We start from the raw sequence: 15,083 nt of genomic DNA, 5'->3' as shown, positions 1-15,083 counted from the left end.
AACTAAATGTGAGCTTATTAACCAAACACAGCAGTATGATGAAACCAGCGAGATTAGGGTTTCTAATCATCTTCGTGACTTTCGGCCTTTTTGGAGTTTGGTCAGCCATTGCTCCAATAGAAAGCGCAGCTTTAGCTCCAGGCACTGTGACGGTTAAAGGGAATCGAAAGAGTGTAGAACACTTAGAGGGTGGTATTGTTACTGAGCTCTTGGTCATAGATGGAGAAGAGGTTGATAAAAATCAGCAGTTGATACGTTTGGATGATACTCAAGCCAGAGCTCAGCTAGAAATCAGTACCGCGCAATATTATGCACAGTTAGCACTTGAGGCTAGGTTACTCGCAGAGAGAAATGGTTTGTCGGAAGTGGTATATCCGACGGAGCTAAGTCAATTGGATGACCCTAGGGCCTTAAGTGCAATACAGAGCCAGAATCAGGTGTTTATTGCCGGGACAAATGCTCGTCTTGGTGAAGTTGATGTACTGAGTCACCGTATTCATCAATTAGAAAGTCAGATTCGTGGCATCGCTACCATGAAAAAAAGCAAGATGAAATTAATGCGTTCCTATCAGGAAGAAATTGAGGACATAACTGGTTTATTACAGAAAGGATATACAGATAAACAGCATTTCAGAACGCTGGAACGCAACTCTGCTATGACTGAAAGTGATGTTGCTGAGTTAGACTCCGAAATTGCTAGATTGCGAATACAGGTTGGAGAGACCAAACTTCAAATGCTACAGCTGGATAAAACCCATCAGATAGAAGTTGTAAATGCGTTAAATGAGTGCCAGATAGAGCTCTTTATGTTGGAAGATAGAATCAGAGCCGACAGGGATAGAGTCAATCGAACGGAAATACGTGCACCAGTAAGTGGTGTCGTTATGGGACTGGAAGTGACGACGATTGGTGAGGTAGTTAGTCCAGCGGAAAACCTGTTATACATAGTTCCGCAAAATACAGAAATGATGATTGAAGCTCAGGTGCAGCCTGAAGATATCGACAGAGTTCATCATGGGCAACGAGCTAATGTCAGATTTTCATCGTTTAAGAGTGCGACAACACCAGTAATAGAGGCAAACATTGTGAGTATTTCGGCGGATGCGCATACTCACCCGGAGCTTGGAACATACTATTATCTGGCTATCCTTGAACTTACACCTAAAGGAAAAAAAGATTTAGATGAACTTGTTTTAATACCAGGTATGCCAGCAGAGGTCTTAATCAACACAGGATCACGGACATTATTTCAGTATTTGATGCAACCTATAGAGAATGCTTTTGCCCGCTCTTTGACAGAAGATTAGTGAAAGGTTTGCAATGTGACAAATAGCTGATGAGAGAAAGCATGTACTGCCTTCTCCAAACAAAAACACCCGAACTCAATGTCCGGGTGTTTTCTAAGCATAAGTTTATTCTGAAGTTAAGCGATTGCTGATTCCAGAATCTTACGGCTTTCGGTCAGAGTAATTGCCTGATGCTCACCAAGCGCGACCATACCGTGCGATTCAAGGCGTCCAACTACATCATTAACCGCAGCTTCTTTATCACTGCCATGTTCAGTTAGCTGAGTTGCAACATCTACGCTGTGGTAGAAAGCTTCAATTGCTTCAATGGTTCTCTCAGCAAGGTCAGCACCGGCTTCAAGACCAAACACGTTTTGCCCCATCTGCTCTAGCTTCGCTCTCTTAGCGCCAATTTGATTGCGGTACAGTGAAGGCTGGATCATTGCTAGTGAACGGCCATGGTCCACCCCATAAAGTGCAGTCAGCTCGTGACCAATCATGTGTGTTGCCCAGTCGTGTTTAACACCAGAACCAATCAGGCCATTTAGTGCCTGGTTTGCTGTCCACATTAGATTTGCACGCCAACTGTCGTCACGTTCCTCAAATGTTTTACCAAGCTTCAGTAGGTTCTTCAGCAAGGTTTCTGCGTAACCATCCTGAACCATAATGTCAGTTTCCTGAGTGGTCACATACTGCTCACAGATGTGTACCCATGCGTCCACGATACCGTTTTGTAGCTGATTTACAGGCAGAGACTTCATAGTGTCTGGATCCATCACAGCAAAGCGAGGCTGAACGAACGGAGATAGGAAAGCCAGCTTATCTTTGGTTGCTGCTTTTGTGATTACTGAACCTGAGTTAGATTCAGAACCTGTCGCAGGAAGCGTGAGCACTGCTGCCAGAGGCACCGCTTCAGATACCTGATGCTTACCAGTTAGAATGTCCCAACCTTCTCCATCATATTTAGCAGCTGCTACCGCATATTTCGAACCATCGATAACTGAACCACCGCCAACAGCAAGGACAAAGTCGATACCTTCTTTCTTAATAATAGCGACTGCTTTATCCATGGTTTCAACAGTTGGGTTTGGCTCAACACCCGAAAACTCTTGCCACTGATGATCGGCTAGAGCTTCTGCAACCTGATCGTAGACACCGTTCTTCTTGATCGAACCGCCACCATAGATAACCAGTACTTTGTTATCTGCAGGAATCTGTTGTTTTATTGCTGCAATCTGTCCCTGTCCAAACAGGATGGTTGTTGAGTTTCCATAAGTAAACTGCATCACGCTTCTCCGTAGTTTTATTTTTTGTTAGAACACCAAGTGTCAGGTGTTTCGATTTACCATTGCATAATAGTACTCAATTAAAATAATTTATAGCTACATTTCTTTCGATTTCTTGCCTAAATATATCAATCTTGCTAATTTCTATTGAGCAATAGGGGAGTGCACATTGAAACAGATAGCCAAATACATGAATGCTTACGTAGAGAAAAAGCAACTACATAATCTGGAAGGGATGGTCGAAACCGCGGTGTCTGGCGTTAAGTTCTACCGGGCACCAAACGCAACCACTCGTGTCCCTTTGATGTATCAGTCTGGCATTATTCTGATGGGGCAGGGTTACAAAAATATTTATCTCGGTGACCATAAAATGAGATATGGCCCAGGTGATTATGTGGTGTTAGGTGTGCCGCTTCCTTTGGAGTGTGATGCTGAGATGGAAGAGGGCAAACCGATATTGGGAATCACCATTGATGTCACACCAAAGTTACTTCATGCGACGATAAATCATATTAAGCAGTATGAGCCTATCCCCGAAGGTAACAAAGCGAACGAACAACTAGCATTGCGCTGCATGAGTTTGTGCGATCCGCTGGAAGAAGTGTTCTTACGATTGGTCAAAGTTTTACAGGATGATTCAGAAGCGGAGTTCTTAGGCGATGGGATAGTGAGAGAGATTGCTTATAGGGTATTGAGGGGCCCTATGGGGCATATCCTATACGAGCGTGCGAACATGGATGGTAACTATGCGAAAGTGGCTAAAGTCTTAGATATTGTTCATTCTAGCTTTGCTGATTCTTTGACTGTAGAAGGCCTTGCTGAGCAGATTCATATGAGCGTTCCAGCCTTTCATCGTGCATTTAAACAGGTGACAACGGAGTCTCCGCTCCAGTACTTGAAAAAGGTGAGGTTAACAAAGGCGAGAGAGTTGATTATGTCGGAGGGATTGCGCGCTGCGGATGCAGCCAGAAAGGTAGGCTATAACAGTCCGTCTCAGTTCAGCCGAGAATTTAAGCGTCACTTCAGCTACTCACCAAAAGAGAGTTTTGCCAAAGCATCTTAATACAACGGGTTAGCATTGAATCACAATAGTTTATAAGCCATCTTAGGAGATTAAGTGCCGGAAACGTATGAGCCGAAGTTGATTGAATTTATTCAGTCTGAAATGCAGCAAGATTTAGCGCATGATTTAAATCATGTATTTAGGGTGGTAAAAACAGCCAAATCTCTGTGTGAAGTTGAAAAAGCGAAACTTGAAGTCGTACTTCCTGCCGCTTATTTGCATGACTGTTTTTCATTCCCTAAGAACCATCCAGACAGGGCAAAGAGTTCTCAATATGCGGCTGATAAAGCAATCGAGTTTCTTAACAGCATCCAGTATCCCGAGAAGTATTATTCAGAGATAAGTCACGCAATTATTACTCACAGTTTCAGTGCGAATATCACACCAGAAACATTAGAGGCGAAGATAGTACAGGATGCCGATAGATTAGATGCGTTAGGTGCGATAGGTATTGCAAGGTGTCTTCAGGTGAGTACAGGTTTTGGTGCCAGCCTGTACAATGCCGACGATCCTTTTTGCATAAGTAGAGAGTTGGATGACAAACAATACACAATAGATCATTTCTACACCAAGCTATTCAAATTGAAAGATTTAATGCATACCGAGTCAGCTAAGAAAGAAGCGGAAAAAAGAACCGCATATATGAAAGCTTTCCTGGAACAGTTGAGAATGGAAATATAATCGACCACTTTTAGCTGGTGTATTGGTCAATCTCAAGCTTCACAGAATTACTTGAAATAATTCCCAACTGATTAATTTGTCTCAGATAATATGAACAACAAAGCCAGCGTAAAGCTGGCTTTGTACTATTCTAAAAACCGCTTAGGTTTCTCTGAGCGCTTTGAGCTTACTTGCAGTAGTTGATTGCAATCTGAGAGGCTAGGCGAGCATTGTTCAGCACAAGTTGAATATTCGAGTCTAAGCTGTTGCCACCTGTCAGTTCACAAACGCGAGCAAGTAGGAACGGAGTTGATTCTTTACCACCAATGCCTTTTTCATCCAGCTCTTTTAGCGCTGTTTCAATGGCTTGGTTGATCGCTTCTGGTGCCATCGCGTACTCTTCAGGAATAGGGTTTGCTACAACAGCGCCTCCTTTCAGATCCATTTCCCATTTCGCTTTTAGAGCCATTGCAATTTCTTCAGCGCTATCCAGACGGTAGTCGATGGAATGCTCACTTTCACGCGTGTAGAAAGCAGGAAGAGTGTCAGTTTGGTATCCGATAACCGGAACACCCTGTGTTTCAAGGTATTCACGTGTCAGACCAAGATCCAGGATGGATTTTGCACCAGCACATACTACAGCGACATCTGTGTTTGCCAATTCTTGCAGGTCGGCTGAAATATCAAATGTTTCCTGAGCTCCTCGGTGAACACCACCGATACCACCTGTTGCAAATACCTTGATGCCAGCCATTGCAGCAAGAATCATGGTTGCCGCTACCGTTGTTGCGCCATCTTTTTTACCAGCAACGATAAACGGGATATCACGGCGGCTAACCTTAGTCACATCCTGACCTGCTTTGCCCAAGTATGTAATTTGCTCTTCATTTAGGCCTACTTTCAGGCGACCTTCAATGATCGCGATAGTTGCAGGTACAGCGCCTTGTTCACGAATGGTGTTTTCTACCAAAAGTGCTGTTTCAACATTTCGTGGGTATGGCATACCGTGTGAAATGATCGTAGATTCCAGAGCAACGACTGGTTGGTTATTTTTAAGCGCTTCAGCGACTTCTGGTTGAATATCAAGGTAATTTTCTAACATGAGGGTTCCTCTAGGCTGTTGCCTGTTTCTGATAGTTCAGAACAGCCTGTTCTGACATAGATAAATTAATAGTTTTGTCTGCTACAAGAGCAAGTTTGGCTGCGGCAAGGGAAAAGTCGACAGAATCTGCCCAACTCCATTGCTGCATAAATCCGTGAGCAAGCCCTGCCATCAAAGCGTCACCAGCACCAGTGACATTGTTGACTTGTGTTTTACCCGGTAGGATGAACTTCTGCGTGACGCCGTCACTAGAGTAAGCCCCTTTGCTACCAAGACTGATAAGAACGCGCTTTACCCCTTTTTCGTGGATGCGGTTCGCGATTATCGGCAGATCTTCATCCGATTCAATTTTGTGCTCAGCAAGCAACTCAGCTTCGAGCTTGTTTGGCTTGAGGGTATGGATTCGATTTAGATAAGGTAGAAGTTTAGCGGCTTTAATTGTGGACACAGGATCCACAAAAACTGGCATATCTCCATAGATATTGAATAGATAGTCCAGAGCTTCTTCGCTTAAGTTGGCATCTAAAACCAAAGCGGATGCCCTCGAAATAATACTATCTCGTTTGCCAAGCTGCTCAGCGTTAAGGCTATTAATCAGCTCCATATCGTTGAGCGCGAGCTTCATCTCACCGTTGCTATCATGTATGGACAGGTAACTGCTGGATGTAACGCCAGAAAGCGTCAGGCAGTGGTCAACTCCCACACCCGCATCGATGCACGCTTGTTTTAGTTGCGCGCCCCACTGGTCATCGCCCATTGCTCCGATAAACTGAACGCTACTACCCAGACGGCTGAGATTCTCTGCGATGTTTCTTCCCACACCACCAGCACTGCTTGTGAGCCTGCCAGGGTTAGAATCGCCATCAATAAGCAATGCATCGGCTTTACCGCACAAATCCATGTTGGCACCACCAACCACGAGGGCATATCGCTCTGGAGACAGAATGTAACCTTTGCCTCTGATAAAACCCTTGCGGGTTAGGTTCATGATATGGCCCGCGACAGCACTGCGGCTCAATTCAAGTTGGTCGGCCAGTTCTTGCTGAGGGATCAATGGATCTTTCTTTAACAGGTTAAGAATTTCTTGTTCGCGTTCAGTCATAAACATATGTTTGGTTGGTAAACATTTGTTTGGATGTTAGGGCGAATATAGATAGGGATATAGCAAGTCGCTCAACATTTTTAGATTATGTCACTAATAATAAGTGAAACAATGTAGGTGTTGCATTAAATTTGAGATGCAGGTCTTAAATCGCCGTTAGTTGCTTGTTTCCGGCGTTGGTTCCTTCGCTTTAGAAATATCGTTTCGGAATCGCGTAAAGTCAGGATGGTTTTGTAACTGATTGTATCCTTCAAGTATTAGCTCATCCACTTGCTCTTTTTCGAGAGTCAAAGCCGTTGGAATATTGTTGAGAAACTTCCTTCTTTTATTATCCAGTATGGCCATTTCTGACAGGTTGATATTGATGATATAGGGTTCTACCTTGTCGCCTTGTTTAGCTGCTACTTCTACATATTCTTCAACCCACTCCTTTATTAACTTACGGGTACTTGTGTTGTAGCGCAGAAACTGAATGTTGGACATGAGGCTAACGGTATCGCCAATACTAGGCTCTTCTGTCGATAGGTTGATGGCATTCTCTGGCACTGCTGTGGCATCAATAGAAATAAGTACATAGTGCGATGAAGGCTTTCTATTGTCTTTGCCAATGATGACTTCATGACCGCCTGCAATTTCTGCCGTGTCGTACAATGAAAGTAGCCCTAGGTTGTCGGTGATTCCGCCATCTACAAGGTGGATGTATTTTTTGTTTTTCTTATCCCCCCTGTATCCGAGTAAACCGCGAAGAGTGGAGCGAGTGATTTCAGATATACCTCTGAAATCATTGTCTAAAAATCTGTTTTTCGATGTGTCACAAGTGTCATGATTCTCTAGTACTACAGGGTTGAATACGACAGGGACAGCTGAGGAGGCAGCAACTGCGTTTGCGATAGGATAACTTGAAAGTTCTGAGCAAAGAGGATCGAAAAATTCTTGCAAAAAAGAGAAACGCACACTGTTCCCTAGATCTGATGCGTTAATAATCACCAATGGCCCATCTGCTTTTTGTAGATCTGCAAAGGTGGCGTTTGGGAAGAGTTTATCTTGGTAATATTCAATAGCATTCTCTGTTCTGCCCTGAGATGAAAACCAACGGGAAGGACTTAATAATATGCTATAGAGATCGCTATCGACATCGTAGTATAAAAAGTCTTCTTCGAAGTCACTGAATATTTTTTCACCATATAATCCATAATACGCAGCTGTAAAGCTTCCCCCTGAAACGGAACTGATAACATCTACTTCGTTAAGCAAGCTTTCATGAGAACGTCTGGGAAGCGTTTCCGCACGGAGTGCTTTTAGTACCCCATACGCCAAGGCCGCTGCTCTGGTTCCTCCGCCAGACATTGCGATTACAATCCGGTATTCGCCACCATTATTACGTTCGATGTAGTTTTTAATCGAGTACGCAGATTGTAAGTCTTTCGTAGTGTATGCCGTGTTTTCCGCAGCACCGTATACGGGAGTCCCAAGCAATAATAAGAGCCAAACAACAATAATCCATTTATGCATAAATCGTCCTTGCTCTAGTCTGTTCTAGATTTATATCAATAATCTAATGCGTTAGATTTTGGGATATAACGAAAAGTATCAATCCAATGTTTGGAGAAAATCCTTAAATGCAGTGCTGTTATTCAGCTGCTTCATTCCTTCTGCAATAAGAGTATCTACAACATGAGGTTCTAGCTGCATGTCAGTAGGGATATTGTTCATATATTCGTGCAGATCAGGATCGGCGATATCTGAGAGATTTATATCTACAAAGTAAACTTTGACGTTATGAGCCTGCCCATACCGATAAAGAGATTGTTTAAAGTATGTTTTTGCTACGTCATTGAGTCGGTGAATCTGAACACCTGTCATCATCGTTAGCATCTCAACGACACCGGGCGCCTCCGGAGATGAGTGTATCGTCGATGTCGGTGTGGTGGATGCATTAACCGATATGGATAATAAGCTTGGTTTATCACCAGAAAGGGCATTATCCAGATACCGTTGATCGCTCAGACTGATAATGTCATACATCGCGAGCAAGCCGAGGTTATCAGTGATACCACCATCAATTAAGTGTACATATTGTATTTTTGCTTTGTCAGCGTACTGTTGAAGGGCCTTAGCAGTGGATTTGGTTAAATCATCACCGTTGTAACTCTCTTCGTCGAGGTTTAAAAGTTGTTGTTCACCGCAACCTGTATGATTTTTCAGAACAACCGGATCAAACACAATCGGGACTGCAGAGGAAGCGGCAACGGCATTAGCTACGGGGTAACTTGAGATATTTGAACAAAGCAGATTAAAGTACTCTTGAGTAAAAGAGAATCGCACTTCTCCACCTAAGTCAGTCGCATTTATGATAACAAACGGGCTGTTTTCCTGATCAAAGTCTGCGAAGGTTGCGCCCTTGAACAATTTCTTTTGGTAGTAACTGATCGCGCTATTGCTATCGGGACCAGACCCGATCCAAGACTTTGGACTAAATGTTCGCCAGAACAGATCTTTACCTACTTCTGCATAAAGAAAGTCCCGTTCAAAATCCGTGAATAACTTATTTCCAAAAAGTCCATAGTATGCAGCTGTAAAGCTGCCACCTGAAACCGCGCTAATAAAATCAACTTCATCAAGCAGCGTGCTCTGTTCTTCCTCTTTTTTCATGGGTATTTCTCTGAGCGCTTTAAGCACGCCATAAGAGAGAGCCGCTGCACGTGTACCACCACCGGACATAGCAATAAATACCGAATGTTCACCATTGTGGCGCTTTGTAGCAGTACTGGCGAGAGAGTAAAGGTCAGTTACTTGGGTGTCATAATGCAGTCTCTGGTTGCCCATAGATGCGAGAATATTAGATGTAAAAAAGGCGGAGCAAACAAACAGGAGAGTGAGAATACGCAATGCTAAAAGCTCCCTAAACACGGATTCGAATTGACGAAATACGGATACTTAACGGTAAGTATACCGTTTAATAATTATGCTGTGAATCGTATGGATGCTATGTATTGATATTGCCTATCAATAAAATTGATTTTTTCCATTTAGCAAAATCAAGAATTTAGACGACAATAATAATTAGCCACATAATAAGAAGTGACTACACTTATAGTAAACGTGCGATGACGCAGTATTTTTGGAGATGGAAAATATGGATGCATTAAAAGTTAAAGATTTCATGGAAAAGCGCGCTGTAAGGTTTACACCAGAAATGTCTCTTACTGCCGCGCTCGATAAGGTGATGACCTCTCAACACCTGGGTGGGCCTGTTGTTAATGAGAACGACGAAGTGATTGGTTTTATATCTGAACAGGATTTACTCGATAAGCTGGTTAAGGTGAGTTACTACTGTCAGGACACTCACATAGTCAGTGACTGTATGTATCAGGATGTGTTAACGGTATCTCCTGATATGGGTATCATTGAGTTGGCAGAGCTGATAAAGGTGGGTAAACCAAAGGTGTATCCTGTTGTTGATGATAAGAAATTAGTCGGTATTATTACCAGACGTGATGTTCTTAGAGCGATTGGTCAGAGCCTTGATGATTGCTTCCAACATCCGGTATAAAATTAGTGTAACAATTAACTTAAAAGGCGCACAATGCGCCTTTTTTGGTGGAGAAATGAATGGCAGACAATAACGCGAAGTTCGTTGAAGGTTCGACAATGCGCCATATCCTGGTTATGACCGGTTCAGCTTCGGTAGGGCTGATGGCGCTTTTTCTTGTCGATTTGCTGGACATGTTCTTTATCAGCTTGCTTGGTCAGGTTGAACTTGCTGCTGCCGTAGGGTTTGCCGGTACGCTCATCTTCTTTTCTACATCGGTTTCTATCGGTACTTCTATCGCCATGGGCGCGCTTGTATCAAGGGCGCTTGGAGCAAAAAAACACGAATACGCCAGACAAATTGCTGCAAGCACCATGAGTGTTGGTGTGGTGATAAGCGTCATTGTGACAATTTTGATGTTTCTGCATATTCCGGAGCTTCTTACGGCCATTGGTGCTGAGGGTTTTGCGGCTGAGAGAGCAGAAGCTTACTTGCGTATTTTGCTGCCAAGTAGCCCGGTGATTGCTCTGGCGATGACCGCGGGCGCAGGTTTAAGAGCTGCGGGTGACGCAAAACGTTCAATGTGGGCTACCTTATCTGGCGGTATAGTTAACGCCATTTTGGATCCGCTCTTTATCTTTGGTTTTAACTGGAATGTAGAAGGGGCGGCACTGGCTTCGGTTTGCGCCAGATTTACGGTTCTTTTCTTCTCTATCTATCCTCTGATTAAGATACACAACCTGGTTACCTTTCCTCGTTTCGCAAAAATCAGAGAAGACATTCGTGCCATTGTTGCAATTGCTGTACCTGCCATTATTACGAATACAGCCACACCGATAGGAAACGCTATTGTGACAACCTCGATTGCTCGATTTGGGGAAGACTATGTTGCGGGTTTCGCTGTTATCGGTCGTTTAATGCCTGTAAGTTTCGCTGCCATTTTTGCGCTATCTGGTGCAGTAGGGCCGATAATCGGACAGAACTACGGTGCGGAACGACTGGACAGGGTGAAGCAAACTTTAAACAATGCGTTGCTGTTTGTGACTCTTTACTGCGTTTCTGTATCTGTAATTTTGTTTCTATTACAGGATCTAATTATTGCAGGATTTAACTTAACCGGTGACGCAGCTGTGATACTGGCGGCTTTTTGTACCTACGTCTCTCTTTCATTTGTTTTCAACGGAGCTTTGTTTGTTGCGAATGCTTCATTCAACAATTTGGGTAAACCTTTCTATTCAACAACACTGAATTTGGGTAAAGCCACTTTAGGCACCTTGCCATTTGTTTACTTTGGTTCTCAATGGTTTGGCGCTTTAGGTGTACTTTATGGTCAGGCTTTGGGTAGCGTTTTATTTGGTGTATTAGGCTTTTTAGTTTTACGTAAACACATCTCTGATTTGATGACAGACGTAGAAGTTGAGCTGGAAGAAGAAGATCCTGCAACAGCAAGTGTCAACATGACACCATTTTGTTCTTCAGATAGTGTTTGTGTAAAAGATATACCTGTCAAAGAGTTAGAGGAAAAAGAGCGCTTATCTACAGGGTAAATTATCAACAAGCATAATTTTGGTAATTAAAACCAATAAAACCGTAATTTTTTTTCATCTGTTGCATGAAATTTGATCTATAGCCAGATATTTAATTTTGAAATAGAAACATAATAGACGCAGAAATGATGGGCTCGGGCTTTAACATCCTGAGCCCATCTTAACTTTAGACTCCAAAATGGAATTAAATTTAGTTATGCGTCAATACAGCAAATATATCATTCCGTTAATTATCCCATTAATCATACTGTTAATGCCTTTGTCTGCATTTCCGTTTGAGGGAATTACGGTTATTCAACAGCGCGTTATCGCCATCTTTCTTCTTGCCGCCTTGTGTTGGGTTTTCGAACCTATCCCTATTTATGCTACTTCTGTCGTTATTATTGTGTTGGAGCTGTTGTTACTCTCTAACAAGGGGCTTATCTTTTTCCGCTTCGGTGCTGATGATCCGAGCTTTGGTACCTTGTTAAGCTACAAAGATATTATGGCGACATTTGCCAGCCCTATCATCATGCTGTTTCTTGGTGGTTTCTTTCTTGCAATGGCAGCGACCAAATATCGTCTCGACGTGAACCTGGCAAGGGTATTGTTAAAGCCATTTGGCAAGGATCCAAAATTTGTGATGCTTGGCCTGATGCTGATTACCGGTATCTTTTCCATGTTCATGTCAAACACAGCGACTACAGCAATGATGTTGTCGATCCTGACTCCGGTGATCGCGGTGTTTGGACCGAAAGATCCAGGCAGAATTGCGTTTGCGCTATGTATCCCTGTTGCGGCAAACATTGGTGGTATCGGTACGCCAATTGGTACCCCACCGAATGCGATTGCACTTAAATATCTTGTCGGTGACAACCTGATTACCTTTGGTGAATGGATGTCATTTGGTGTTCCTTTTGTTGTGTTGATGATGGCGCTGGCCTGGTACCTGATAAAGACTCTGTACAAAGCTGAACAGCAAACCATTGAGTTGAACATCAAAGGTAAGTTCCTAAAAACACCTAAGGCTATTACCGTCTATATTACTTTTGGTCTGACTATTCTATTGTGGTTGATGGGCTCTGCGCATGGTATGAACTCATATACTGTTGCACTTATCCCTGTCGCGATTTTCTCTATTACCGGGATTATTAATAAAGAAGACCTGAAGAAGATTTCCTGGGATGTACTTTGGTTGGTGTCTGGTGGTATTGCACTAGGCCTGGCGTTAGATAAAACAGGCTTAGCAAAGCTGGTTGTAAACAGTATTCCATTTGATTCTTTCTCGCCATATATCGTTCTGTTTGGTGCGGCATTCCTTTGTCTTGTCATGGCAAACTTCATGTCTCACACAGCAACGGCAAACCTGTTGATGCCAATTATGGCGGCACTTGGTGCGTCCATGGCCTCACTAGCGCCGCTAGGTGGAGAGATGACCTTGATTCTGGTGGTTACATTCGCTGCATCGTTGGGTATGTCGCTTCCTATCAGTACACCGCCTAACGCACTGGCTCATGCAACAGGTAATGTTGAGAGCAGTCAGATGGCGAGAGTGGGTGTCATTCTGGGTGTTGTTGGTGTTATGGGAAGCTTTGTACTTGTGTGGATTCTAAATGTTGTCGGATTCATAGGTTAAGAGAGTTATATTAAGACTATGGAAGCTTCCAATATTAGCCGTTTAATTAGTCGCTACTTCTCGAACTCAAAGCGTTCGATAGAGGTAGAGGCAAACATGCCTGTATTTAACCAAGGTGATAAAAACGATCGCCTCTATTACGTACAGAGCGGAACATTAGAAGGCTATGTCGCTGATGAAGATGGCATGAGACTGACCAAAATCTTCACAGCGACAGAGGGCACTTTTATTGGTGTATACAGCTTTTTCTCGTCAGAAGGCGTTTCATCATCAACGGTGATTGCCAGAGAGAAATCGGTCCTTACCTGGATTGATAAAGAAACACGGCCTGTTGCATCCGATATCTATGGTGACATCAATGAACAGTTCTCGCCGGTTTTGATTCATGAACTCAGAAACCGCCAAATGAGAACGGTAAGAGAGGCTGTCGCCAAAGAAGAAGCACTTCAGAAGCTTTATACCGCAGAGCAAATGACAACCCTGGGTCAGCTCGCAGCGGGCATCGCTCATGAGCTGAACAATGCTATCGGTGTTGTAAACAGCAAAACGGAAAGGCTGGAGAACGTGGTTTCTCAGTTGCTACAGGAGATGCATCCCGAAGCGATGGATTTTCTGAAGCAAGGGTTAGAACACGGCCAAGTTGCCAGCTCCTCACATGTACGTAAGCGAGCCAAAGCGCTGGAATCGAGTCATAAGTTTTCCAGAGAGACAGCAAAAGCGATGGCGCGCGCGGTACCGGAAGGTGAAATATCAAAACATTGGTTAGCTAACCCGGAAGAGGCTGTGAAGTATTGGAGTGTCGGGCGTGATCTCAGAGATATGAGGCTGGCAGCCAAACATTCTGTTGGCATTGTTAAGTCAGTGAAACAGCTTGGTCGTACTGATATCGATACGGATGAATGGCTTGATATTAACGAGTCGATCAACAAAGCGATATCACTGCTACAAAGCGATCTGAGGCGTGTCTCTGTTCACCTTAGTCCTGCTGCCACGTTACCACAGTTCAAAGGTTCATCAACCGAGCTCGTGCAGGTGTGGGCCAACATAATGAAAAACGCGTGTGACGCGATGGAGAGGACATCGGAACCATCGATAGAGATTTCTACGCGTCATACAAACAACAGAATTTTAATCACGATAACCAACAACGGTCCTGAAATTGATGAAGCGACGAGGCGGAAGATATTTCAACCCAACTTTACAACTAAAAAGGGTGGACTCTCGTTTGGTCTGGGACTCGGTTTGTCTATCGTGAAACGAATAATCAGTGGATATGGTGGTTCGATTGCGGTGAAAAGCAGCGCTGAAAAAACCATATTCAGAATTAAATTACCAGTCGAGGAATAATATGGAGAAGTTGAATCTAATCTGTGTCGATGACCAGAGAGAGGTGCTAAGTGCAGTATTGCAAGATCTGGAACCTCTAAGCCGCTGGATCAATATTGAAGATTGTGAATCAGCCGACGAAGCCCTTGAGTTAATGGATGACTTTGACGCAGAAGGAGAGTTTATTGCGTTGGTGATATCCGACCATGTGATGCCAGGTAAAACCGGTGTTGAACTGTTGACCGAGATTTCTCAGGATTCACGTTTTGCAGAGACTAAAAAGATTCTGCTGACAGGTCAGGCAACGCATCACGATACGATTACAGCGATTAACTTAGCTCGTATTGAAAGCTACTTTGAGAAGCCATGGTCTGCAGAACAACTTGTTGAACGAGTAAGAACACTGGTAACCGAGTTTATTTTCGATAAAGGTTTGGACTACACGGATTATCAGAATGAACTGGATCAGTCGGTAGTTCTACAAAGGCTAAGATAAAGTTACTTCTTAATTTTGTACAAATAACTCTTGACCTTAGAGTATGCTCTAAGGTTTAGAGTTATGAC

General features: G+C 43.5%; 13 protein-coding genes. 8 read left to right on the top strand and 5 right to left on the bottom strand.

Going from position 1 to position 15,083, the window contains the following annotated elements; genetic code table 11:
• Positions 1-8 precede the first annotated feature (8 nt).
• Positions 9-1,307 carry an HlyD family type I secretion periplasmic adaptor subunit gene (locus SNR28_RS20015; protein WP_375750387.1) on the top strand — a complete coding sequence of 433 codons (1,299 nt, stop codon included), beginning with the start codon at positions 9-11 and terminating at the stop codon, positions 1,305-1,307.
• Between the two features lie 116 nt (positions 1,308-1,423).
• Here SNR28_RS20015 and SNR28_RS20010 read toward each other — a convergent pair whose 3' ends face one another.
• Entirely contained in the window at positions 1,424-2,572 is a 1,149-nt protein-coding gene (locus tag SNR28_RS20010) for an iron-containing alcohol dehydrogenase (protein ID WP_375750385.1), read from the bottom strand.
• A gap of 169 nt (positions 2,573-2,741) precedes the next feature.
• On the opposite strand from SNR28_RS20010, the gene SNR28_RS20005 reads away from it, so the two are divergent.
• On the top strand, positions 2,742-3,635 hold the full coding sequence (locus SNR28_RS20005; RefSeq protein ID WP_375750383.1) for an AraC family transcriptional regulator N-terminal domain-containing protein: 894 nt from the start codon (positions 2,742-2,744) through the stop codon (positions 3,633-3,635).
• Positions 3,636-3,689: 54 nt separating this feature from the next.
• Positions 3,690-4,316 carry an HD domain-containing protein gene (locus tag SNR28_RS20000; RefSeq protein WP_375750382.1) on the top strand — a complete coding sequence of 209 codons (627 nt, stop codon included), beginning with the start codon at positions 3,690-3,692 and terminating at the stop codon, positions 4,314-4,316.
• 166 nt (positions 4,317-4,482) lie between these two features.
• Here the strand turns inward: SNR28_RS20000 and SNR28_RS19995 are convergent, their stop codons facing one another.
• The 4 genes from SNR28_RS19995 to SNR28_RS19980 all read right to left on the bottom strand — a co-directional run bounded on the left by SNR28_RS19995 (position 4,483) and on the right by SNR28_RS19980 (position 9,388).
• Positions 4,483-5,397, bottom strand: coding sequence for a pseudouridine-5'-phosphate glycosidase (locus tag SNR28_RS19995; protein WP_375750381.1), 915 nt, complete (start codon positions 5,395-5,397; stop codon positions 4,483-4,485).
• Positions 5,398-5,407: 10 nt separating this feature from the next.
• A complete protein-coding gene (locus SNR28_RS19990) occupies positions 5,408-6,499 on the bottom strand; it encodes a PfkB family carbohydrate kinase (RefSeq protein ID WP_375750380.1) in 1,092 nt (363 codons plus the stop codon).
• Positions 6,500-6,655: 156 nt separating this feature from the next.
• Positions 6,656-8,011, bottom strand: coding sequence for a patatin-like phospholipase family protein (locus SNR28_RS19985; RefSeq protein WP_375750379.1), 1,356 nt, complete (start codon positions 8,009-8,011; stop codon positions 6,656-6,658).
• Positions 8,012-8,089: 78 nt separating this feature from the next.
• Positions 8,090-9,388, bottom strand: coding sequence for a patatin-like phospholipase family protein (locus SNR28_RS19980; protein WP_375750378.1), 1,299 nt, complete (start codon positions 9,386-9,388; stop codon positions 8,090-8,092).
• Positions 9,389-9,635: 247 nt separating this feature from the next.
• Here SNR28_RS19980 and SNR28_RS19975 point away from each other — a divergent pair, with 247 nt between their 5' ends.
• The 5 genes from SNR28_RS19975 (at position 9,636) to SNR28_RS19955 (ending at position 15,015) form a co-directional block, all read left to right on the top strand.
• On the top strand, positions 9,636-10,052 hold the full coding sequence (locus SNR28_RS19975) for a CBS domain-containing protein (protein ID WP_375750377.1): 417 nt from the start codon (positions 9,636-9,638) through the stop codon (positions 10,050-10,052).
• 59 nt (positions 10,053-10,111) lie between these two features.
• The gene (locus SNR28_RS19970) at positions 10,112-11,578 is read left to right on the top strand and encodes an MATE family efflux transporter (RefSeq protein ID WP_375750376.1); all 1,467 of its coding nucleotides are present in this window, start codon (positions 10,112-10,114) and stop codon (positions 11,576-11,578) included.
• A 196-nt stretch (positions 11,579-11,774) separates the two neighbouring features.
• A complete protein-coding gene (locus SNR28_RS19965; RefSeq protein ID WP_375754126.1) occupies positions 11,775-13,193 on the top strand; it encodes an SLC13 family permease in 1,419 nt (472 codons plus the stop codon).
• A gap of 18 nt (positions 13,194-13,211) precedes the next feature.
• Positions 13,212-14,540, top strand: a complete 1,329-nt coding sequence (locus SNR28_RS19960) for an ATP-binding protein (RefSeq protein WP_375750374.1) — start codon at positions 13,212-13,214, stop codon at positions 14,538-14,540.
• Position 14,541: 1 nt separating this feature from the next.
• Positions 14,542-15,015 (top strand): response regulator, encoded by a 474-nt coding sequence (locus tag SNR28_RS19955; protein WP_375750372.1) that lies wholly within the window; start codon positions 14,542-14,544, stop codon positions 15,013-15,015.
• Positions 15,016-15,083 lie beyond the last annotated feature (68 nt).

Source organism: Vibrio iocasae (assembly GCF_042245395.1).
GTDB classification, from domain to species: domain Bacteria; phylum Pseudomonadota; class Gammaproteobacteria; order Enterobacterales; family Vibrionaceae; genus Vibrio; species Vibrio iocasae.
This window is presented reverse-complemented; position numbering and strand designations above follow the sequence as displayed.